Below are 22,044 nucleotides of genomic sequence, written 5' to 3'. Positions count from 1 at the left end.
CGAAAAGGATTAACTGCTGAATGCTTGAGTACCAATATCTGCTTCGCGTTTAAAAAGCCTACTGTATACACCGTTTTCAGACTGAAGCAGATCCTCGTGTTTACCCTGCTCAATCATTTTACCGTTTTCAATCACGATGATGCGATTTGCAGCCAAAACGGTTGACAGTCTGTGAGAAATAATAAATACCGTCTGTTTTGACTTCCTTTTGTTTATTGCTTCATTTACCTGAACTTCAGTGATTGGATCTAAGGCAGAACTTGCTTCATCAAGAACAAGTATTGCAGCGTCTTTTACAAGTGCCCTTGCTAAGGATAGTCTTTGCTTTTGACCTCCAGATAACAAACTGCCTCTTTCTCCAACAAGGGTATCAAGACCTTCAGGAAGTGATTGAACAAATTCACCGAGTCCGCTGTCTTCAAGTGCCTTTAGCAGTTCTTCATTAGATGCTTCAGGTTTAGCAATTCGCAAGTTATCAGCAAGTGAACCGTTGCGAAGCTGTACGTCTTGTGAAACGATGGCGATTTGCGATCTCAGCCAACCTGCGTCGATAGAAGACAGATCTTTTCCGTCTATGAAGATTGCGCCTTTTTCGGGCTCGTAGAAACGGAGCAGCAAATCAACGACAGTTGACTTTCCTGATCCACTTGGTCCTACAAGTGCTATTGCTTCTCCTGGCTCAACGGAAAAGGATAATCCTTTAAGAACTTTCTCATCTTTTTCCGGATAACCAAATGCAACGTCTCTTAATTCAATTGAACCTTCTATTTCTGGCAAAATGAGTCCTTTTTCAGTTTCTGCACTTGATGTTTGCTGGCTAAGTAAAAGCTCTGAGCGATCTAATGCAGGTCCTGTTCTTCTAACAGACAGCCAGTTTCTTAACATTCTTTGCATTTCGTTTGCTGCGATCGCCACAAGCCCCGCTGCTGTCAGCATTTCTCCAGTTGTCAGTTTATTGTTCCAAATGAGATAAGCACTAAGTCCATAAACGACAGCTAGTGCAAGCCCATTATAGCTTCCAATAACCACTATGGATTGCATTCTTGCTTTTAATTCATAACGGGATTCTTTAATAAAAGATTTCCGAATTTCAGCAACACTGGATATCTCGCCTTCCGAAACCCCTAGCACTCTTGATAGGTGGATGCCTGTTACAGATTCACGAAGTCTTTCGAGATAACGTGACGCTTCTTTTCTGGCATTTGCTGATGCTTGGCGTGTTCTTTGGCCGACAGCATTAGATGTTAAGTAAAAGATAACACCTAGCACAACACTCGTTATCATTAAATAGGGATGAATCCACAGTAAAACAATGCTATAAAGTATAACCCCTTGTACGGAAGCCATAAAAGTTGAACCTTCCCATGCAAGGAAGTTATGAAGCGTATCAGGATCATCAGAAACACGTGCCATCATCTCACCAGACTGATTGTTTTGATAAAATGAGAAAGGTAAAACTTGCAAATGTTTAAATAGTCTTAACTTTTGCCAGTTCGTTACGGTTTTGGCGACTTGGTGACAAAAATACTCATCGATAACCATAAGAATCAAATCAACCACTGCTGCAAAAATCAGCAGCCACATCAAGCCCCATAAAAGCTTGTTAGACCCACCAGGTAATATGGTATCTACTAACCAACCTAACGCTAAGGTTGGAATGAGAGCAGAAAATACTTGTGAGATTGCAATTACGAAAGCATCAGCGAAAACCCAGTTTTTATGCGGTTTTAAAAAGGCAAGAACGCGTCTGCCATCACGGTTCTTTTGTTTCATAGCAGTTTGGCTCATATCGCTCTCTCCTTTTCTAATTCACTGTATTGCGCCATATAAAGCTCGTAATATTGGCCTCTTTGTGCAAGAAGTTCATCATGAGTACCGACTTCAGCGACTGTTCCTTTATCTAAAAGCAATATTTGATCTGCATCTCTCACAGTTATGAGTCTATGAGCAATGGTTATTGTTGTTCTGCCAGGAATCAGATCTTCTAACGCAGCTTGAACACGCTCTTCTGTTTCGCCATCCAGTGAAGAAGTTGCTTCATCGAAGATTAATAATGCAGGATGGCGAAGTATAGCCCTTGCTAGTGCAACACGCTGTCTTTGTCCGCCTGATAGTTTTAATCCACGTTCTCCGACAATCGTTTCATAACCGTCTGGCAGTTCTTTTATAAAATCAGTAAGTCCTGACGCTTCACAGGCTGCATCCAAGTCTTCTTGCGTTGCATTTTTTCTTCCATATAATAAGTTCATACGCAGCGTGTTATTTAATAAAAAGGTTTCTTGTGAAACGACTCCCACCTGCTGGCGGAAAGAATTGCGGTTAAAACGCAATAAGTCTTGCTGATCAATATGGATGGATCCTGCTTCTGGTTCATAAAGACCAAGAAGCAATTGAATGAGTGTAGATTTTCCGCCTCCGCTAGTTCCGACGATCCCAATATGCTGACCCGCCTTCATATTCAAAGATACCCCTTTTAACACATATTCCTCGTTACCTGGATAACGGAACCAAACATTATGAACATCGATATCTCCCCGAATAGACTTCATGTCAGGAAGATTATCCTCGTGTTCGATCGGCAGATCAAAATATTCATAGATTCTTTGCAGAGCTGGAATGGCTTGTTGAATGATCAGTGCGTTTTCAGCCAATGAACGAATTGGAAAAAACATCGTCGGAATAAAGCCAAGACATGCCACAAGTGTACCGACTGTGATCGTGTTGTTCCAAACCGCAATTCCGCCGACAAGCATGACGACGCCTGGTGTTGCAATATTGAATAAGTTGCCTAGACGCCAGTTCACTTTTCCAATTAAAGCTGCACGAATCGAGTAGTTCTTCCAATTTGTGAGCTTTTTATCCTGGGTATGTATTTCCCGTTCTTGTGTTTGAAATGTGCGTACTAGTCTCGTAGATTCTATGCTCTCTTGAAGATGATGATAAATGTCTGCACGCATATCCCGCTGAACAGCGCTCATTTTTCTCATTGTTGTACCAAGTTTGAATGATGGATACAGGTAGATGGCAAACACGCAAAACATCACGATTGCTACCGGCCAATAAAGTGCAAAAACAGCAATAAAAGCAGCAACTGCACTTACTACTTGCTGAACGAATCGAGGTACTACCGTGTTGTTTAAGTTTTGCACGGCCTCCACATCATGAGTAAGCCGATAAAGCATATCTCCTCGAGGCGTCTTCGTAAAAAAAGACATCGGTGTTTTATGCAAACGGCCGAATGCTCGCATCTGCATATCTGTAATCACATCCAAACCAATTTGAATTTGGATAAATTCTTGAAGTGACTCAAAAACAACTTTTAATAAAAACGAAAATAAAACTCCTGCAACTAGCCATCCGATCATATTGGTCATTTCATTCGGAAGAATTTCATCCACAAGCTTACCTGCTAAAATGGGTGGTATCACTGTAAAAGCTCCACCGATTAATGAGCAGATGAAAGCTAGTAGTAGCCCCCTCCAATAAGGCTTAAAGTGCTTAAGTGTCTCTCTTAAAAGCTTCATATTTAGTTCCCCCTCTCGCTTTCAAGCACTTTATTTTATACCAAATTCAAAAAATTATCATTATTTTTACTTGTTATTTTTTTGAAAATATAAGAAAAATATGTTTTTTCAGCAATACTATTATTTACACTCTTTGAAGCTATTGAAAGTGGCTGTAATACAGGTAAAGGTATACAAGTTAGCGGTCAGGAGGGATAGACGTATATAGGCGCTTTTAAGAGGGAGATCAATCGAAGAACTTCTTAGCACGTGCCTAACGAAAATCTTTCCAGCGGGAGGTCACGCTTTTGCACTTGAAATGTATCATCAAATTTAAAAAAATTAAAAAAGATACTACTTGTAGCATGATATTATTAAATATCATCCTTTTGTAGAATCAACACTAGTTTCATTAAGCGGTGTAAATGTGGAAGATACATTGTACCTATCTTGTATCTGTGAAAAGAACACCACAATTTATATCACATTAATTCAAATAATTTCACGTTATTTCCAGTATATTTACATAAATTTGAATATATCCGATTTTTTCACATAACCCTACACCTCCTGCTCCAAAAAAAAAGACCCACAAAGGCAAACGTACACCTTTATGAGTCCACATCGAAATCATTTTATTATAATTCAACCCGTTTTAACGGCTTTTTCGCCGGTCCCTCTACAACAGCACCATCATATGAGAAACGCGATCCATGACAAGGACAATCCCAAGTTCTGTCACCGCTATTCCATTCAGTCTCACAACCTAGGTGCGTACATGTCGTATCTACAATATGTAGTTCTCCATTCTGATCACGATATGCACCGCATCTTTCTCCATTAACAGTAACAGCGCATCCTTCATCTTTATCAAGACTTCTAGGATGTTTAGCAGGTTTATCTAATTTTCCTGATACAAAATGCTTTGCAACATCTGCATTTTCTTTAACAAATTGTTTGATGTCAGATGGATCACCTTGAAACCGCTGTGGTTTATATAGTTCAGCAAATTCGTTTTCTTTGCCAAGGATAGCATCTCTGATGATTAATGCGGCAAGTGTTCCAGTTGACATTCCCCACTTTTTATATCCTGTAGCAACAAAAATACGGTCATGTTTGTGAGTGAGTTTTCCAATAAACGGAACTTTATCAAGTGTGATCAAATCTTGTGCAGACCAACGGTAAATGACTCTATCCAGATTCAATGATTTTTTTGCTTCCTTTACCAATGCTTCATAATGTTGATGAGTAGGAATTCCTTGCCCTGTTTGATGACTTTCTCCACTGAGAAGTACGATCTTCTCGCCGTCTTGCAGGATAGAGCGGTAGGAAAATGAAGTTTGATCAACACCTAAATACATTCCTTGTGGAAATTCATCTTTTGTTTTTACAGCCAATACGTATGAACGTTCAGCCATCATTCTTGTAAAATAAAATCCTAAACCATCAAAGAACGGAAAATGTGTACAGCAAGCTACATAATCTGCTTTTAATTTATGTCCCTCACTTGTTAGAACTACTGCTTTTTTGTCTTCTTTATCTTCTGAAATATCGGTAGCTGTCGTGTTTTCAAAAATAATAACACCAAGTGATTCCATCTCTTTTAGAAGTGCAGTCAAATATTTTACAGGGTGAAAATGTGCTTGATTCCTCATGACGAGAGCTTTTTTGTGAGGGATATTAAATGGCATCTTATCGACCATTTCCCCATCAATATCTAACCTTTGATAAGCTTCTGCTTCACTATCCAGTTTTTTGATACCTTGCTCAGTGTTTGCAAAAAGGTAGGCGTCATGTCGTTCATAGTTACAATGAATGTTATATTCTTTAACAAGATCATGCAGCACTTGTCCTGCGTACTCGTTGGAACGGTAATATTGAGAAGCTCGTTCTACTCCTAAATGTGAAATCAAACGATCATAAATGACATCGTGCTGAGATGTAATTTTTGCTGTTGTATGACCTGTTGTTCCGTTAATAAGTTTTCCTGCTTCAACTAAAGTTACTTGCTTCCCTTCTTTTGCAAGCAAAAAAGCAGTCGTAATTCCACTTATTCCACCACCTACAACAACAACTTCTGAATCATGATCACCATTAAGAGTGGAGTAAGTTGGCAGGTTTACGTTCTGTCTCCAAAGCGGTTCTGGAAACTGCGGCATGTTAATTTCGTAGTTACTCACAAAATACCTCCTGTTCATACACGTTATAATGCCATTATTCCCCATCCTCCAATTAGGCAATCAAAAAATTAAAAAACAGGCTAAAAATAGCCTGTTCGTTGAAATTATTATTTCCTGCGTTTTTCTAGTCCATAATCAAAATTCCCATTATAATTGTCTAACCGACCATGTTCTAGCCAAACCGTTCTCTCAAAAAGTTTATTCATAAAATACCGATCATGCGAGACAGAGAGTATTGTTCCTTTAAATTCTTCTAAAGCTGTTTCCAAAGCTTCACGCGAATCGATGTCTAAGTGGTTAGTTGGTTCATCTAGAATCAAAAAGTTAAATCCTTCATAGACAAGTTGAGCTAGTCGTAATCGAGTTCTTTCTCCTCCGCTTAAATCACACGCTTTTTTATAAACAGATGCTCCATAAAATAAAAACTTAGCTAAAGAATGCCTTGCTTCTCCTTCTTCCATATCAACTTTTTCCCTAAATATTTCGAGTACAGTTTGTTTTGGATCTGCGGTAAGTCCTTTTTGAGAAAGATAGCCGATCGTGACGGATGAACCCAATTTAACGTTACCACTGCAGAATTCATTAGATTGCAATGCTTGTATTAAAGTTGTTTTCCCAGATCCATTTTTTCCAACAAGTGCAACTTTCTCTCCAAATCGTATCTGCAGGTCAATGTTATTTAAAATCGTGCGGCCATCAATGGATTTACTTACTTGTTCTAATATCGCTACATCCTGACCGCTTCTCTTGTTAACAGAGAATTCAAAGGCTGCCTTTTTACGCTGAAGCTTAGGACGCTTCATATTTTGAATGCGAGCAAGTGCTTTTTCCATGTTTCTGGCTCTTCGAAAGAATTTTTCATTGCCAGACCTGGCTCCCCAATCACGCAGTTGCATGATCGACTCTTTTATCTTTTTTACCTTTTTTTGTTGTTCTTGATATTTTTCAAATTCTAGCAGGAGATTATTTTCTTTTTCTTTTACAAAACCGGAGTAGTTGTGGTGATAAAGTCTACACTCTCCGTCTTCGATATCAATGGTTTTTGTAGTGACCTTATCAAGGAAATAACGATCATGGCTGATTATGATAACTGCACCCTTATACTTCTGAAGATAGTTTTCTAACCAGTTCATGGTTTCAATGTCTAGGTGGTTAGTAGGTTCATCAAGTAAAAGCAATTCGGGTTCTTTTAATAACAAACACGCCAAACCTACCTTTGTCTGTTCTCCGCCGCTTAGATGATAGAATGAATTGTTCGATAGATGCGAAAGACAAAGGCCAGATAATACTCCATTGATTTTGGACTCTATTAAATAACCTCCAAGTTCCTCGAATTCTTCCTGAAGCCGGTAAAGTTTGTTTAGATTTTTTTCTAAACGATGACTTTGCTCAGGATCACTCAATGAATCATTCACCTTTTTAATTTGATCTTCAACTTCTTTGATTTCGTAGAATGTTGAAGAGATAACATCAATAACTGTCATATCTTCATCATAAGCTGGCAATTGTGCCAAGTAACCAATCTCAGCATCCTTTTTTATAAAAATAGAACCCGAATCAGGTTGGTCCACGTTGCTTAATAATTTGAACAAAGTCGTTTTTCCAGAACCGTTCTGACCGACTACTCCTACTCGGTCTTGATCGTGTATTTCAAAAGAAATATTCTTTAGTATTTCGTTTCCGCCGTACATTTTTTTAACATGTTGAACAGTGCATAGTATCATTGTCATTTCTCCTTTAATTAGAATGCCACTGTCCTTTTTACATAAAAAAACCATGAGCAACATACCTGCCCATGGATCTTCAATCTTAAAAAAGGATAGGGTAAGGTTACTTAGTGATGTACATAAATTGTTTTAACTGAAAATGGACAGACTCCACCAATTTTTGAAAATACATAAGTAATTGCGCGGAAAACAACCAACCAGTTAAACATTTGTACACCTCTAAGCATGCCTTACACCTCCTTTTGTGAATTTAGTAAATATTCTAGTAATAGTATATGACAATGGTTCGTATTGTGCAAATAGGAAAAAAGTTGAGGGTGGACTGAAATAAAGCAGGTTATTTGCTTTTTTTGTTGAAATAGTTTTAAATATTTATATTATTCTGAAAAGGGTGTGTCACATGAAAGTAAAATCCAACTATCTAACAAAATCTAAAGTAACGTATGTAACAGAAAATATGTCAATCAGCGAGGCTCGATATACGATTATTCAATCGGGGTATCGCTGTATTCCTGTGTTGGATGAAAAGGAAGAAAAGTTTGTCGGCTTACTCTTTAAAGAAACCACTTCTGATTATATTATTGATAATATTGGTTCAGTTAAAGATCATGTAAGTAGAATTGTAGAAGAAAAAGAGGCTTTTATACACGAAAATACTCCTTACTTTAAAGTGCTGTTTTCAATTCGACGTCTCCCTTTCATGGCAGTAGTCGATGATAACCATCACTTTTTAGGAATTATTACACATTCTAAAGTAATGGACATTTTAGAGGACTCTTATGGAATTAAAAAAGGAGGATACTCTTTAACCGTATCTACAACGGAAGGAAAAGGTTCACTACGAAAGCTATTTACCGCCATTCATGAAGAATACAACATTGAAGGTGTATTTACGCAAGATGCAGGTAAACAATTTCTCCGCCGCGTAGTTATTACGTTTAATGAGAGTGTTTCACGTAAAGAGATCGATGAACTTGTTCACCGAGTAGAGGCAAATGGTTTTAAAGTTGCAGATATAGAAGATTTAAGAACCTACACAAGCGTACAATAATAAAAAACGTTCCCTTTTTTTGAGGGGAACGTTTTTTTATCTATAGGTACTTCTGGTATAATTTCAGTTTGCAAGAGTCTTCAGCTGCTCGAAAAAAGTTGGATAAGAAACCGCGATGGCTTCACTATTAGTTAATGTGGTTTCACCTTCTGCGATACAAGAAGCTATGCTTAACATCATCCCAATTCGGTGATCACCGTAGCTTTGGACAGAAGCCCCATGTAAAGGTGTTTTTCCGTTAATGATCATCCCGTCTTCTGTTGCTTCAATATCGGCACCCATTTTTTTCAGTTCATTCACAACGGTTTTGATACGGTCTGTTTCTTTTACTCGCAACTCATGAGCATCTTGTATAATGGTTTGTCCTTCTGCCTGTGTAGCAGCTAGGGCAATAATTGGAATCTCGTCGATTAAACGAGGAATCAGATCTCCTTTAATGGTGGTCCCTTTTAAAGAAGAAGTCTTTATAAGTAAGTCTCCATACGGTTCAGATGCATCATGATTCACATTTTCATACGATACATCCGCTCCCATAGCTTCTAGAACATCTAGAATTCCTGTACGCGTTGGATTTAATCCTACTTTTTTTAGGGTAATTTCGCTATTAGGAACGATAGCTCCTGCTACTATGAAAAAGGCGGCCGAAGAAATATCTCCTGGTACTTCAATATGAGTGCCTGTTAATTTCTGTCCACCCTCAACAGAAACGGTTAATCCGTCATTTTCCACTTTTACTCCAAACGCTTCAAGCATTCTTTCTGTATGATCACGTGATTTAACGGGTTCTTTAACAGAAGTTATTCCTTCTCCTTCGAGGCCAGCTAGGATGATAGCAGACTTTACTTGTGCACTTGCTATCGGTGAAGTGTATTGAATCCCTTTTGTTCTTCCACCCTGTATCTGTAGAGGTACTTTATTTCCTGAATCATTGCCATCGATTAAGGCTCCCATTTGCATCAATGGCTGTGTGACGCGGTTCATCGGTCTTTTTGCAATAGAATCATCACCTGTTAGAGTAGATGTAAAAGGTGTGTTAGCCAGTATGCCGAGCATAAGACGAATGGTTGTGCCAGAATTACCTACATACAGATCTTCTGAAGAAGGATTCAAACCTGCGAGTCCCTTTCCTTCTACAGTTACTTTCTCACCATCTTGCTGTATGTGTACACCGAGCTTCTTGAAACAAGAGATCGTGCTTAAACAATCCTCTCCTGTCAGAAAACCATTTATGGTCGTTTGGCCGTCTGCAATCGATCCAAACATGACCGCTCGATGAGAGATTGATTTGTCACCAGGCACTGTAATTGTTCCGTTTAATGCCAAAATAGGTTTTAAGTGCTTTTCCATATCAAGTGCCTCCTTCTTATAACGTAATATGAGTTAAATAGTCTTCATTTTGTAGAATATATTGTGCTTGATCACGATCGTTATCATCTTGAAAGCTTAAACGAAGAACAGCATTCAGCCCTTCTCTTACTTCAAGAATGCTTAAGTTGATTATGTTGATTTTTGACTGTGCTAAAAGAGCTGTAATATGGGATAGAGCTCCTATTCGATCTAAGATATCAACATAAAGATCTGAAAATGGATGAATCGCTCCTTTAGAACGAACAGGGAGTGAATCACGAAATGACTTTGCACTATCAAAATAATGAAAGAGTTCTGTTTGATCTCCGTTTTCCACAAAACGAATGACCTCATCCATTTCTTTTTTCCACTCGTGCAAAAGGTCTAGAAGGTGGGATTTGTTTTGACTTACAATATCACTCCACATTTTTGGAGAGCTCGATGCAATTCTGGTAATATCGCGAAAACCGCCTGCTGCAAGCTGCTGAATTAAAGGCTTGTCAACTGCATGATTTTTAGTGATCCTGACGAGGCTTGAAGCGACTAAATGCGGAAAATGACTAACGATACCCGTAAGAAAATCATGTTCGTCTGGTTCTGAGACTAAAAATTTGGCACGTGTACCTTTTAGCCAATCTTTTGCTTCATCAACATCTTTTTCTGAAGTGATAGAATTTGGTGTTAGAAAATAAAAAGCATTTTCCAATAAGTGAGCCTTTGCACTCTCTACTCCAGTTTTGTGAGATCCAGCCATTGGGTGTCCTCCAATAAAACGAAGTCCTTTAGCGGCTAGATCTTCTGCTTTCGACATGATGGAGTTCTTCGTACTGCCTACATCCATGACGAGAGCTTCTATGGCAGGAGAAATGGATGCTAACCGATCCATTACCTTTAATGTTTCTTCAACCGGTGTTGCGATAATGATGAGATCGGCGGTTGCAGCTTTCTCTTCAACATTTCTTACAACCTCGTCTATGACTCCTAGCTTTTTAGCCGTTTCACTGCTCTCCGTATAAACGTCATACCCGAAGATCATTACATCGTTTTCTTTTTTTATAGATAGAGCGATCGAACCTCCGATCAATCCAACCCCTATTAGTAAGACGTTTTTCATAATGAACTGCTCCTTTTTAATTTCCATTCAAAAAAGCGCTTAGTTTAATTTCTAAATTTTCCGCCTGGTAAGAGGACAGATATGGTTTTTCTAATTCCTTAAGCAGTACCATTTGAATCAATCCTTTTTCAGCCTTTTTATCCTTTTTCATTCGGTTGATTAGTGAAGAAACGGATAACGTTTTAGGCAATGGTGGGTACCCTAAAGATTTCAGCCAATTCCTTAATTCATTTCCGATCTGTTCAGTGTTTTCATTAAGTGATAGGGCAAAAACCATGCCATGTGCAACAGCTTCACCATGTGTAATCCCTTTGTATTGAAGTTCACCTTCTATGGCATGGCCAAGTGTATGACCAAAGTTTAAAAATGCTCTTATCCCTTTTTCTGTTTCGTCTTGTGAAACGATTTCGTTTTTAATTTCGATTCCTCTATTGAGTGCTTGTAACAGAGAGTCACCTGATAAATCATCTATGTTTCGAACATTTTGACGCAATGAATCATGCAATTTTTTATCAGCTATCAATGCGTGTTTGATTACCTCTGCAAAGCCCGATCTCTTTTCATGCTGAGGTAAAGTTGCTAGAAAATCAGTTGAATAGATGACGGCTTCAGGCTGATGAAAAACGCCAATCATGTTTTTTCCTTCTGGATGATTAATTCCAGTCTTACCACCGACAGCACTATCATGTGCAAGAATCGTAGTTGGCAGCTGTATAAAACGGATGCCTCTCATATAGGTGCCAGCTACAAAACCAGCAAGATCACCTATCATTCCCCCGCCAAGGGCAAGTACAACAGAAGTTCGATCCAATCCTTTAGCCAGAGCAAAACTCTGACAGGCATAATAGTTTTCAAACGATTTTTGGTTGTCCCCTGCCTGTATTTGAATCGTCTCGTAAGAAAAAGATTCACCAATTATATCTTTAACTTTATCTAAATAAAGTCTCCCTACATTTTCATCTGTTATGATTAGTAGATTTTTTGGAGAGGGATTTAAGTTTTCTAACACACTATTAAGCTTTAAAATCGCGTTCTCACCAATAAAAACAGAATAGTTTTTTGATGGTGTTGTGATTTGTATAGTGTTCATTTAAAACACCCTTGCACGTTCTTGATGTGCAGCAATATTATTCTTGATCAACTCCATGTTATCTTGGCCGAATTGCTGAACGAGAGCACTTGCAAGTTCCCAAGCAACAACGGATTCTGCTACAACGCTTGCTGCAGGAACAGCACAGCTGTCGGAACGTTCAATGCTCGCTGCGAAAACTTCTTTTGTTTCAATATTAACGCTTTTAAGCGGCTTGTATAGAGTTGGAATCGGCTTCATCACACCACGAACCACTACTGGCATCCCTGTCGTCATACCGCCTTCAAAACCGCCTGCATTATTCGTTTTACGTGTATAACCATGTTCGATGTCCCATTCAATCTCATCATGGACTTCACTTCCAGGTTTTCTAGCTGCTTCAAAGCCAATACCGATCTCTGCACCTTTAAACGCATTGATGCTCATGATAGCTGCTGCGAGTTTGGCATCCAGTTTATTGTCGTAATGTGTGTAGCTTCCTACTCCAACAGGCATACCTTCAGCGATCACTTCAACAATTCCACCGATGGAATCACCGTTTTCTTTTGCTTTGTCAATCGCATCCATCATGACTTTTTCTGCGTTTTCATCTAAACATCTTACCGGAGAAGCTTCTGTTTTTTCACGAAGTTCGTTTAGTGTTTCATACGTTGTGTACTCGGCTTTTACTCCGCCAATTTCGAGAACATGCCCGCCAATTTGAACGCCAAGTTCTTTAAGAATCTTCTTTGCCACTGCCCCTGCTGCTACCCTTACTGTTGTTTCACGTGCCGAAGAGCGTTCAAGAACATTTCTCATATCCCGATGATTGTATTTAATCGCGCCGTTTAAGTCAGCATGTCCCGGTCGAGGTCTTGAAATAACACGTTTTACTTCTGCATTTTCGTCCTCAAGTGGTTCAGCTCCCATTATCTTAGTCCAATGGGTAAAATCTTTGTTTTCAACTACGAGTGTAATCGGTGAACCGAGGGTTACTCCATGGCGTACACCGCTTAAGATCTGGACCTGATCTTTTTCAATCTGCATACGGCGGCCTCTTCCATGTCCTTTTTGTCTTCTTCCAAGCTCCTCATTTATATCTTCAGCTAAAAGAGGCAATCCTGCTGGTACACCTTCAATGATTGTTGTTAGTTGAGGGCCGTGGGATTCCCCCGCTGTTAAATATCTCATTCATAATTCCTCCTATTAGCCTTTTTTGTTGTATAACGCCAAACCTTTTCAGTGGAGTTGCCCTAATCGCACTAAACTCACTGTTGTGGCGAAAATCATCCTGAAAGAAAGATAACCTTTTTGAGGGTACAAAAAAATCCCTGCTAATAAGCAGGGACGAATTGATATCGCGGTACCACCCTGACAGCAAAGACTAGTGCTCTGCCACCTTCATTGTCATAACGGAAATTATTCCGGCTTTTAAAAAAGCATGCTCAAGAATTGTAATTCGTGAAAGGCTGTGTACTGATTTGCACCACCATCAGCTCTCTAATAACAGGGAACCATTCCACTACTGTTGTTCTATCATTGCAATTGATTTTATAAAGTTATAAACAGTTTTAGCACGTTGAAGCGCTGTTGTAAAGGGAATTCATTCATTTTTCTTAAAATTTACAACAGCTTCATCTATATGTCAAAGAACCAAATGAACCTGTCGAAAAATTAATTTAAACTTTTTTCTGATAAGTACTTGACATTCTTTTGAAATCCCTTTAAAGTTACAAACAATACTTTATGAGACACACGCTTTAAAGCGCGAAAGTGTCTATGTGATTATGTATAAAAATAAACCTATGAGCGGCCGCGATATAGGAACTAAAAAATAGTGTAAATATGGGGAGGAACCGCACATGTCAAACGAATTAGTAGACTTACGAAAACAAATGGATGAGATCTCATTAAAAATTTTAGAGCTTTTAAATGAACGAGGAAATGTTGCCCAACAAATCGGGAAGTTAAAGGAAATGCAAGGTGTTAAACGCTTTGATCCTGTAAGAGAAAGGGAGCTATTAGATCTTATCGCTTCTCATAACGATGGCCCGTTTGAAACATCAACGGTTCAGCATATTTTCAAACAAATCTTTAAAGCAAGCTTAGAGTTGCAAAAAGATGATAACCGAAAAGCATTGCTTGTATCTCGTAAAAAGAAACCTGAAGATACAATTGTAAATGTAAAAGGTGAAAAAATTGGTGACGGTAATCCCCATTTCATCATGGGTCCATGTGCGGTAGAAAGTTACGAACAAGTAAAAAAAGTTGCAGAAGTAATTGCTGAAAAAGGATTAACATTAATCCGAGGCGGTGCGTTCAAACCACGTACGTCTCCTTACGATTTCCAAGGGCTCGGCCTAGAAGGATTAAAGATACTGCGAAAAGCAGCAGACGAACATCAGCTTGCGGTAGTGAGTGAAATTCTAAACCCAAATGATATCGAGATGGCTTTAGACTATGTTGATGTGATTCAAATCGGTGCACGTAACATGCAAAACTTTGATCTCTTAAAAGCTGCTGGCTCTGTCAACAAACCTGTATTACTTAAGCGTGGACTTGCCGCTACAATTGAAGAGTTCATGTACGCTGCAGAATACATCCTCGCTCAAGGAAACTCTCAAGTCATACTTTGTGAGCGCGGAATCCGTACGTACGAGCGAGCAACTCGCAACACACTGGATATTTCAGCAGTTCCAATTCTTAAGAAGGAAACGCATCTTCCGGTAGTTGTAGATGTAACACATTCCACAGGTCGAAAAGATCTTCTCCTCCCTGCTGCAAAAGCAGCTATGGCGATTGGTGCTGATGCGGTTATGGCTGAAGTCCACCCTGATCCTGCTGTAGCGTTATCTGACTCAGCTCAACAGATGAACATCCCTGAATTCCATGAATTCATGGACGCGCTTTTAAACAAAAAAACGAAAATTCATTCATAAAGGAGAAGCCTGGCTCATAGAGTCAGGCTTTTCTAATAACTTTTACCCTTCGAAATATTCCTTGTAGTATCCGCCTACTTTACCAGTGTTATCAACAACGAAATAAAACTCTTCTGTTTCATTTTTTAATTCATATGTTTTTCCGGCTGTTAAAGCACGATTGACCATATACTTCTTAGCGTCAGTGTGCACACATTTAATTTCTCGGATTGTTGGTCGGTTACCCCACTCTAAATGGATCATGATGTTTCTCTCCTTAATGAAATTCTTTTGTTAAATCATAATGTGCCGCACGTTATCTGTCAAATTCATTTCCTCTAAGCTTTTTCCTTAGCATTCCTAAATTGAAATCGGTTACTATAGGTAAGAGAGTTTTAGAGAATGGAGGCTTTTTACTATATGAAAGCACTAGTATTTGATCAATTTGGCGGACCAGAAGTGTTAAAGTACCGTGAAATAAACGACCCTGTTATTGGTCCAGATGACATTTTGTTAGAAATGAAAGCAATCGGTTTAAACTTTGCTGATGTTTATAGAAGGAAAGGAAACTACCATCTTGAAGGACAGCCGCCCTATATTCTTGGTTATGAAGGAGCTGGAATCGTTAAGAAAGTAGGTTCTCAAGTAAGCGGTGTATCTGTTGGTGAGCGTGTAGCCTTTGCAGATGTACCTGCAGCAAATGCAGAGCTGGTTGCTGTGCCGAGTGAAAAAGCGATTCCCATCCCTGAAGGTGTAACATATGAATCAGCTGCTTCTCTCTTGTTACAAGGTTTGACTGCACATTATTTAACAAAAGACAGCTTTTCTATTAAAAAAAGTGACGTTGCACTAGTACATGCGGCTGCCGGTGGTGTTGGACAGCTGCTCACTCAAATCATAAAACGATTAGGCGGAAAAGTGATTGGTTTGACATCTTCTGAAGAAAAGCGTCAGGTGGCTTTGAGCGCAGGTGCTGATTTAGTATTCTTATATAACGATAGTTGGAAAGAATCCGTATTAAATGAAACTGCCGGTAAAGGTGTCGATGTTGTTTATGAATCTGTCGGCTCTACCCTAATGGATAGTTTTGAAGTTACACGGATTGGAGGAACAGTTGTGTTCTTCGGAATGGCTGGTGGAGATCCCGTATCAATTGATCCACGTATGCTCATGGACACTTCTAAGACGTTAACTGGCGGGGATTTATGGAACGTACTCACCTCACATGAAGAACGTGTAAAGCGTTCAAGCGAGTTGTTTGAGTGGATTAAGAACGGTGATCTGAAAATAACCGAGACTTCCTTCTCTCTAAGTGAAGGTGCAAAAGCACATGAATATTTGGAAAGCAGAAAAAGTTCTGGGAAGATTTTGTTGATTCCTTAAATGAAATTAATAGGCTAAACATTAGATGGCTGCAAGTTGTAGCCATCTTTTTAGTTAAATAATATTTAGTTGTAAAATGCAAATATCTTAATTGAATAACAGTTGAAGATTGCAAATGATTTATTTGCAAAGTGCAAATGTTTAAGAAAAGAAGCTAACAATGAAATTTCCCCACTGTCAGCTTCAACTTTTATTTGAGTAGAATAATATTATGTTGAGTAGTGAAAGATTTATTTTGGAAAAGGAAGTTTATAGGTTGCTGAGTTTGTTGGTCCGCTGGGATTGATATCCATGGATTCTAAGAGGTTTTTCATGCTGGTCGAGGAATGAACATGCAAAAAATTCCGGAGTGTCTTGTTTTTTACGTTTACATCAAACAAAATCGCATAATCTTGTATAGCTTGTATATGTGCATCCTTAGACTTTTTGAAGCATGCTGTACAATACCATGTACCCTTTTTACGGACCATCGGCAGATGTTTGCAGAATGGACAAGCTACCCCAGTCTTTATATCTGAATCTTTAATATGATAAGTCTTCAAAAGGTCGGTGTTAAGTTGTTGATGGTGCTTTAATATTCTAGCGGTTATTTTCGATATATCTTTCTTGGTGAGAAGTTGTTTTTGTAATTTGGGGAGGTTATTGATGATCCTGGCTAGATGTTTGGGGCGGATAATTTGGGTTGCTTTGTTTCCATAACGTGGAGATATCGTAATAAACGATTTAGGGTTTGTGATAACAACGAGGGTGTGAAGTGGAATTAGCGGAAACTGATTTCTATTTAACCATCTTTTAAAATGATCCTTTTGTTGCTCAACTTGAATAACTGGATCAGGAAAAGTTTCGTCTACTCCATTTTTTGAACGTCTCATTTGATCAAATTGATGATCAAAGTAAAGGTCACCCGCCAGGTTTTTAACTTCCAGCAACACACAAAACGAGAAATGAATGATCAGGCAATCAATTTGAAAGTAGTATTGCTTATCTTTATCTCTAGGAAGCCTTACATCATGCAGGATTATGTAGGAATCTTCATCCAGATCATGCAAATGGTAGTCTAATGAAGCTTCTCCCCTATATCCAGCTGTGTATTTGGCTAATTCATTTTGAAGTTCACTACTATTGGGATGATTGTGAACTAATCTTTGTAAAATCACCTCCAATTTGAGTAGCTTAAGTGGCTTAGTGCGCGGTTTTTTAATCAAACAATCACCTCTTGTCTATTTATCCTCTACATAATTCGATAAAAACCTAAAAAATCCTTTAGTGGAAGGAACTCTGTGGTTAACAAGAATTCAGAAAAATAATAGATTGTGCACAATTAATTCTTTATAGAGAAAATTAGTTAAAAATAATTGATAATTAAGCGATTTTGAAGCTAAATTAAGCGATTTTCACATCGAATAAAGCGTTTATAAAAAAATATAGGCGATTCGACAAACATCGACTCCGATGACATCCACTTGGCTACCTTCAACCCACCACCCCCACCACCAACCCCACCACCAACCCTCCTACACACATCTTCCTGCAATCACATCCCCACCAACGCAAAAAAACACCCCCTGCATCAGCAGGAGGTGTTCCAAATCCATCATTAACTCATTAATTATCCTTCTAAAAGAAGTGATTCTGGATCTTCGAGAAGTGATTTAATTGTTGTTAAGAAGCTTACTGCTTCTTTTCCATCAACGATACGGTGGTCATAAGAAAGTGCGATGTACATCATCGGACGGTTTTCCATGCGCTCTTTATCGATAGCAACTGGTCTCCATTGGATGGTGTGCATGCCAAGGATACCAACTTGTGGTGCATTCAAAATCGGTGTAGAAAGCATGGATCCGAAAATACCGCCGTTCGTGATCGTGAATGAACCGCCTTGAAGGTCTTCTAAAGACAATTTCTTAGAACGTGCCTTCTCCGCTAAGTTACCGATCTCTTTTTCGATTCCAGCAAAGCTTAGACGATCAGCGTTGCGGACAACTGGAACTACTAGTCCTTCTTCAGCGCCTACAGCGATACCGATATCGTAGAACTTCTTCAGAACCATTTCATCGCCTTGAATCTCTGCGTTGATTGCAGGGAATTTCTTCAAAGCCCCTACAACAGCTTTTGTGAAGAATGACATGTAACCTAGTTTCACTCCGTTTTGCTCATAGAACTTGTCCTTGCGGCGAGCACGAACTTCATTGATCGCAGTCATATCAACTTCGTTAAAAGTTGTAAGCATCGCAGCTGTTTGTTGAGCTTCTACTAAACGTTTAGCGATTGTTTGACGTCTGCGCGACATCTTCACTCGCTCAACTGGCTTCTCAGGGTTTACCGCTTCAACAGAAGGAGCAGGTTTAGAAGCTGCTGCTGGCTTAGATGCCGGAGCAGCCTTTTCGCTGCTTCCGCCTTCTGCGTGGCGTTTCACATCTTCTGTACGAACTCGGCCAAGCGGATCGCGAGCATTTACCTCAGAAAGATCGATGCCTTTTTCTCTAGCAAGCTTGCGTGCTGCAGGAGATGCAATCGGACGGTCTGAAGCTTTCAATTCTTCTTCTGCCGTATCATTTTGTACCACTGGTTCTTGCTTTTGTGCAGGAGCCGTTTTGTCTTCTGCCTTTTCCTCTGCAGCCGGTTCAGCAGATTCAGAAGCACCACCTTCAACGATTGAAGCGATGATGTCACCAACAGCTACTGTATCACCTGGTTCAACTTTGATATTTTTTAAGACTCCATCTCGTTCTGCACTGATTTCAATATTTACTTTATCTGTTTCAAGCTCTACTAAATCTTCGCCTTTAACAACTGTGTCGCCTTCTTTTTTAAGCCATTGTGCTACTGTACCTTCTGAAATAGATTCGGCTAATTCCGGAACTTTAACGTCAAACATGTTCACGGCCTCCCTCTCGCGATTGTATGTCTAGTGCTAATGATGTTTGGATGATTTGTTCTTGTTCTTTTTTATAGATGTCTGGCTCCCCACCAGCCGTACTCGAACGCTCTTGACGTCCAATATAAGAAACGTGTGCTTGCGGTGCAACAGCACGCAGTTTAGGTTCAATATATAGCCATGATCCCATGTTCTTAGGTTCTTCTTGAACCCAAATCAGGTCTTCAACATTTGGATACTCATTTAATAAAGCGGTCATCTCTTCTTCAGGGAACGGATAGATTTGTTCAACGCGAACAATATGCATTTCCGTTCTTGCCACTTGGTCTTGCTCAAGTGCTTTTTCAAGATCGATTGCAATCTTACCAGAGCATAATAATATTTTCTTCACTTTTTCTTTTTCCTTGCCGAGACCTGGCTGCTGTAATAATGGCATGAAGTGGTCGCTTTCAAAGGCTTCAGGTAATGATGCCACTTTCGTATCACGAAGCAAGCTCTTTGGTGTCATTACAACTAACGGACGTACTTCATCCATAGAAAGAAGCTTCGCTTGACGTCTTAATAAGTGGAAGTACTGTGCAGCAGTACTTACGTTAGCTACTGTCCAGTTGTTTTCCGCTCCAAGCTGCAGGAATCTTTCTAAACGAGCACTTGAATGTTCTGGTCCTTGGCCTTCATATCCGTGTGGAAGAAGCATGACCATACCAGATTTTTGTCCCCACTTCGCACGGCCAGCTGATAAGAACTGATCGAACAGAACTTGAGCAACGTTTGCGAAATCTCCGTATTGTGCTTCCCAAATGACAAGCGTTTCAGGTGCAAACACGTTATAACCATATTCAAAACCAACCACTGATGATTCAGATAGCGGGCTGTTGTGAATGGCAAAAGATACATTGATTTCATCCATCGCATGCAATGGAGAGAATTTCTTACCGTTTTCACTGTCATTCAAAACAAGGTGTCTTTGCGCAAAAGTACCACGCTCAGAGTCTTGCCCTGTAATACGAATCGGTGTTCCATCTTTAAGAATGGAAGCGAACGCTAAAGATTCAGCCATACCCCAATCAATTTTTTCTCCTTGGAACGCTTTTCGTCTGCGTTCTAGAATTCTTTTGATTTTAGGGTAAACATTAAAGGTCTCAGGGAACTTAAGCATGTTCTCTGTAAGTTCCTGTAGGTCGGTTACCGAAATTGTGGTATCGATATCAGGAAGTGCTTTCGATAACGGGTCCGGAAGTCTTGTGTCTTCCAGTTTGAATTTTTCTTTGCGGCCTTGTACTTTTTCGTATTCTGTTTGGTGCTTCGTTAAAACTTCTTCCTCAATGCCTTTAACTTCTTTACCCGTTAAAACGCCTTCATTGATAAGCTGTTTTGCATAAACATCACGAACAGTTGGATGGCTGTTTACTTGTTTATACAATTTTGGCTGTGTTGCAGAAGGATCATCCATCTCGTTATGTCCGAAACGACGGTAACCGATCAGGTCGATCAGAACGTCTTTTTGGAACTTTTTACGATATTCGTATGCAAGATGAACAGCAGCAATACATGCTTCTGGGTCATCTGCATTCACGTGAATGATCGGGATCTCAAAACCTTTTGCCAAGTCACTCGCATACTTCGTTGAACGTGAATCTCCGCTATCTGTTGTAAAACCAACGAGGTTATTAGCGATGATATGAAGGGTACCGCCTGTTTGGTAACCTCTTAGTCGGCTTAAGTTTAGAGTTTCAGCGACGATTCCTTCACCAGGAAATGCAGCATCTCCATGAATAAGAATAGCAAATGCTTTTGACGTATCTTGAACAGGATAACCTTTGCTGTCGCGTGTTTCTTGAGCAGCTCTTGTATATCCTTCAACAACTGGATCTACATACTCTAAATGGCTTGGGTTGTTCGCAAGTGAAATTTTAATTTTGTGAGATTGATCTGTTTCAACCAATCGGCTTGCACCTAAGTGATACTTTACATCTCCAGTCCAACCAAAGTTAATTCCTCTAGAACCTTCAGAAGGAATTAGCTCTTTGTTTGGGGAATGATGAAATTCAGAGAAAATTAATTCATAAGGTTTTCCAAGAACATGAGCAAGTACGTTTAGACGTCCTCGGTGTGCCATACCGATAAGAGCATGCTCAGCTCCGTCACGGCATCCTTCTTTTGCAGCTTCGTCAAGCATGGGCACAAGCATGTCAACACCTTCGATAGAGAAACGCTTTTGTCCAACAAATGTTTTATGAAGAAATTTCTCAAATCCTTCAACTTCTGAAAGACGGGTTAAAAGGTTCTTCTTATCTTCTGCTGAAAAGTTCGGGTAGTGCTTGCTTGTTTCAACCATGGTATTCAACCACTGGCGTTCTTCAGTCTCATGTACATGACTGAATTCATAAGCAATATTTTTCGTATACACTTCCTGAAGCATTTGAATCGCTTGATAGCCATCTTTTACGCTTGACGGCGCTTCTTTCCAAATAAAGGAAGGTGGTATCGCTTTCAAATCTTCAATTGATAAGTTAAATTCTTTCGGGTCAATATGGTGGTTGTCTTTAGGAAACTCTCCAACTGGGTATAAATTAGCTGCTAAGTGACCGTAAGTGCGAATGTTTTCTGCTAATTTTAATGCAGCTGCCAACTTCTCTAAATCCATTCCATCAAAACTCTGTGCAGTACGTTGATTTGATTCAGAACCCTCACTTGGAGGACCCCAAGCATCAAATTTCTCTTTGAATGAACTGTCAACAGATTCCGGATCCACGCTATATTGATCATATAGTTCAAGGACATAAGCCAGGTTTGGACCGCTCAGTCCTTGCCAAGGATTTTCTGATTTGGAACGTTGATGACTCATCTTTTGTTCCCTCCTGCTTCCCTTTG

15 protein-coding genes and 1 other annotated feature are annotated in these 22,044 nt (G+C 39.5%); of the genes, 3 read left to right on the top strand and 12 right to left on the bottom strand.

Annotated elements, in window-relative coordinates; all coding sequences use genetic code 11:
* Positions 1–9: 9 nt before the first annotated feature.
* The 4 genes from AWM68_RS11250 to abc-f all read right to left on the bottom strand — a co-directional run bounded on the left by AWM68_RS11250 (position 10) and on the right by abc-f (position 7,407).
* Positions 10–1,788, bottom strand: a complete 1,779-nt coding sequence (locus tag AWM68_RS11250) for an ABC transporter ATP-binding protein (RefSeq protein ID WP_066241405.1) — start codon at positions 1,786–1,788, stop codon at positions 10–12.
* Positions 1,785–3,524 (bottom strand): ABC transporter ATP-binding protein, encoded by a 1,740-nt coding sequence (locus tag AWM68_RS11245; RefSeq protein WP_066241402.1) that lies wholly within the window; start codon positions 3,522–3,524, stop codon positions 1,785–1,787. The genes AWM68_RS11250 and AWM68_RS11245 overlap by 4 nt, the downstream gene beginning before the upstream one ends.
* 617 nt (positions 3,525–4,141) lie before the next feature.
* Complete coding sequence (locus tag AWM68_RS11240) at positions 4,142–5,701, bottom strand: FAD-dependent oxidoreductase (RefSeq protein ID WP_066241399.1); 1,560 nt, start codon at positions 5,699–5,701, stop codon at positions 4,142–4,144.
* Between the two features lie 89 nt (positions 5,702–5,790).
* On the bottom strand, positions 5,791–7,407 hold the full coding sequence (abc-f, locus tag AWM68_RS11235) for a ribosomal protection-like ABC-F family protein (protein WP_066241397.1): 1,617 nt from the start codon (positions 7,405–7,407) through the stop codon (positions 5,791–5,793).
* 403 nt (positions 7,408–7,810) lie between these two features.
* Between abc-f and cbpA the strand changes: the two genes are divergently transcribed.
* Positions 7,811–8,461 (top strand): cyclic di-AMP binding protein CbpA, encoded by a 651-nt coding sequence (gene cbpA / locus AWM68_RS11230; RefSeq protein WP_066241394.1) that lies wholly within the window; start codon positions 7,811–7,813, stop codon positions 8,459–8,461.
* A 63-nt stretch (positions 8,462–8,524) separates the two neighbouring features.
* Here the strand turns inward: cbpA and aroA are convergent, their stop codons facing one another.
* The 4 genes from aroA to aroC are packed head-to-tail and all read right to left on the bottom strand — an operon-like array spanning position 8,525 to position 13,182.
* Complete coding sequence (gene aroA, locus AWM68_RS11225) at positions 8,525–9,808, bottom strand: 3-phosphoshikimate 1-carboxyvinyltransferase (protein WP_066241392.1); 1,284 nt, start codon at positions 9,806–9,808, stop codon at positions 8,525–8,527.
* Positions 9,809–9,824: 16 nt separating this feature from the next.
* Positions 9,825–10,925 (bottom strand): prephenate dehydrogenase, encoded by a 1,101-nt coding sequence (locus AWM68_RS11220; protein WP_066242452.1) that lies wholly within the window; start codon positions 10,923–10,925, stop codon positions 9,825–9,827.
* Positions 10,926–10,938: 13 nt separating this feature from the next.
* Complete coding sequence (gene aroB, locus AWM68_RS11215; protein ID WP_066241389.1) at positions 10,939–12,012, bottom strand: 3-dehydroquinate synthase; 1,074 nt, start codon at positions 12,010–12,012, stop codon at positions 10,939–10,941.
* Positions 12,013–13,182, bottom strand: a complete 1,170-nt coding sequence (aroC, locus tag AWM68_RS11210) for a chorismate synthase (protein ID WP_066241387.1) — start codon at positions 13,180–13,182, stop codon at positions 12,013–12,015.
* A gap of 149 nt (positions 13,183–13,331) precedes the next feature.
* Positions 13,332–13,540, bottom strand: a binding site (T-box leader).
* 313 nt (positions 13,541–13,853) lie between these two features.
* Between aroC and AWM68_RS11205 the strand changes: the two genes are divergently transcribed.
* Positions 13,854–14,930, top strand: coding sequence for a bifunctional 3-deoxy-7-phosphoheptulonate synthase/chorismate mutase (locus AWM68_RS11205; RefSeq protein ID WP_066241384.1), 1,077 nt, complete (start codon positions 13,854–13,856; stop codon positions 14,928–14,930).
* Positions 14,931–14,972: 42 nt separating this feature from the next.
* Here the strand turns inward: AWM68_RS11205 and AWM68_RS11200 are convergent, their stop codons facing one another.
* Complete coding sequence (locus AWM68_RS11200) at positions 14,973–15,173, bottom strand: DUF6501 family protein (RefSeq protein WP_066241381.1); 201 nt, start codon at positions 15,171–15,173, stop codon at positions 14,973–14,975.
* A 138-nt stretch (positions 15,174–15,311) separates the two neighbouring features.
* Here AWM68_RS11200 and AWM68_RS11195 point away from each other — a divergent pair, with 138 nt between their 5' ends.
* Complete coding sequence (locus AWM68_RS11195) at positions 15,312–16,292, top strand: quinone oxidoreductase family protein (protein ID WP_066241378.1); 981 nt, start codon at positions 15,312–15,314, stop codon at positions 16,290–16,292.
* Positions 16,293–16,522: 230 nt separating this feature from the next.
* On the opposite strand, the gene AWM68_RS11190 is transcribed toward AWM68_RS11195, so the two are convergent.
* The 3 genes from AWM68_RS11190 to AWM68_RS11180 all read right to left on the bottom strand — a co-directional run bounded on the left by AWM68_RS11190 (position 16,523) and on the right by AWM68_RS11180 (position 22,018).
* Entirely contained in the window at positions 16,523–17,497 is a 975-nt protein-coding gene (locus AWM68_RS11190; protein WP_066241376.1) for a nuclease-related domain-containing protein, read from the bottom strand.
* Positions 17,498–17,901: 404 nt separating this feature from the next.
* On the bottom strand, positions 17,902–19,170 hold the full coding sequence (gene odhB / locus AWM68_RS11185; RefSeq protein ID WP_066241373.1) for a 2-oxoglutarate dehydrogenase complex dihydrolipoyllysine-residue succinyltransferase: 1,269 nt from the start codon (positions 19,168–19,170) through the stop codon (positions 17,902–17,904).
* Complete coding sequence (locus tag AWM68_RS11180; RefSeq protein ID WP_066241368.1) at positions 19,163–22,018, bottom strand: 2-oxoglutarate dehydrogenase E1 component; 2,856 nt, start codon at positions 22,016–22,018, stop codon at positions 19,163–19,165. The genes odhB and AWM68_RS11180 overlap by 8 nt, the downstream gene beginning before the upstream one ends.
* Positions 22,019–22,044 lie beyond the last annotated feature (26 nt).

Origin of the sequence: Fictibacillus phosphorivorans, assembly GCF_001619875.1 — a bacterium.
Classification (GTDB): Bacteria; Bacillota; Bacilli; order Bacillales; family Fictibacillaceae; genus Fictibacillus; species Fictibacillus phosphorivorans_B.
This window is presented reverse-complemented; position numbering and strand designations above follow the sequence as displayed.

Coding starts and splice junctions, on each gene's coding strand:
- aroC (WP_066241387.1), bottom strand. CDS start 13,182: ATGAGATATTTAACAGCGGGGGAATCCCACGGCCCTCAACTAACAACA.
- aroA (WP_066241392.1), bottom strand. CDS start 9,808: ATGGAAAAGCACTTAAAACCTATTTTGGCATTAAACGGAACAATTACA.
- AWM68_RS11250 (WP_066241405.1), bottom strand. CDS start 1,788: ATGAGCCAAACTGCTATGAAACAAAAGAACCGTGATGGCAGACGCGTT.
- AWM68_RS11245 (WP_066241402.1), bottom strand. CDS start 3,524: ATGAAGCTTTTAAGAGAGACACTTAAGCACTTTAAGCCTTATTGGAGG.
- AWM68_RS11195 (WP_066241378.1), top strand. CDS start 15,312: ATGGAGGCTTTTTACTATATGAAAGCACTAGTATTTGATCAATTTGGC.
- aroB (WP_066241389.1), bottom strand. CDS start 12,012: ATGAACACTATACAAATCACAACACCATCAAAAAACTATTCTGTTTTT.
- abc-f (WP_066241397.1), bottom strand. CDS start 7,407: ATGATACTATGCACTGTTCAACATGTTAAAAAAATGTACGGCGGAAAC.
- AWM68_RS11200 (WP_066241381.1), bottom strand. CDS start 15,173: ATGATCCATTTAGAGTGGGGTAACCGACCAACAATCCGAGAAATTAAA.
- AWM68_RS11180 (WP_066241368.1), bottom strand. CDS start 22,018: ATGAGTCATCAACGTTCCAAATCAGAAAATCCTTGGCAAGGACTGAGC.
- odhB (WP_066241373.1), bottom strand. CDS start 19,170: ATGTTTGACGTTAAAGTTCCGGAATTAGCCGAATCTATTTCAGAAGGT.
- AWM68_RS11205 (WP_066241384.1), top strand. CDS start 13,854: ATGTCAAACGAATTAGTAGACTTACGAAAACAAATGGATGAGATCTCA.
- cbpA (WP_066241394.1), top strand. CDS start 7,811: ATGAAAGTAAAATCCAACTATCTAACAAAATCTAAAGTAACGTATGTA.
- AWM68_RS11240 (WP_066241399.1), bottom strand. CDS start 5,701: ATGAACAGGAGGTATTTTGTGAGTAACTACGAAATTAACATGCCGCAG.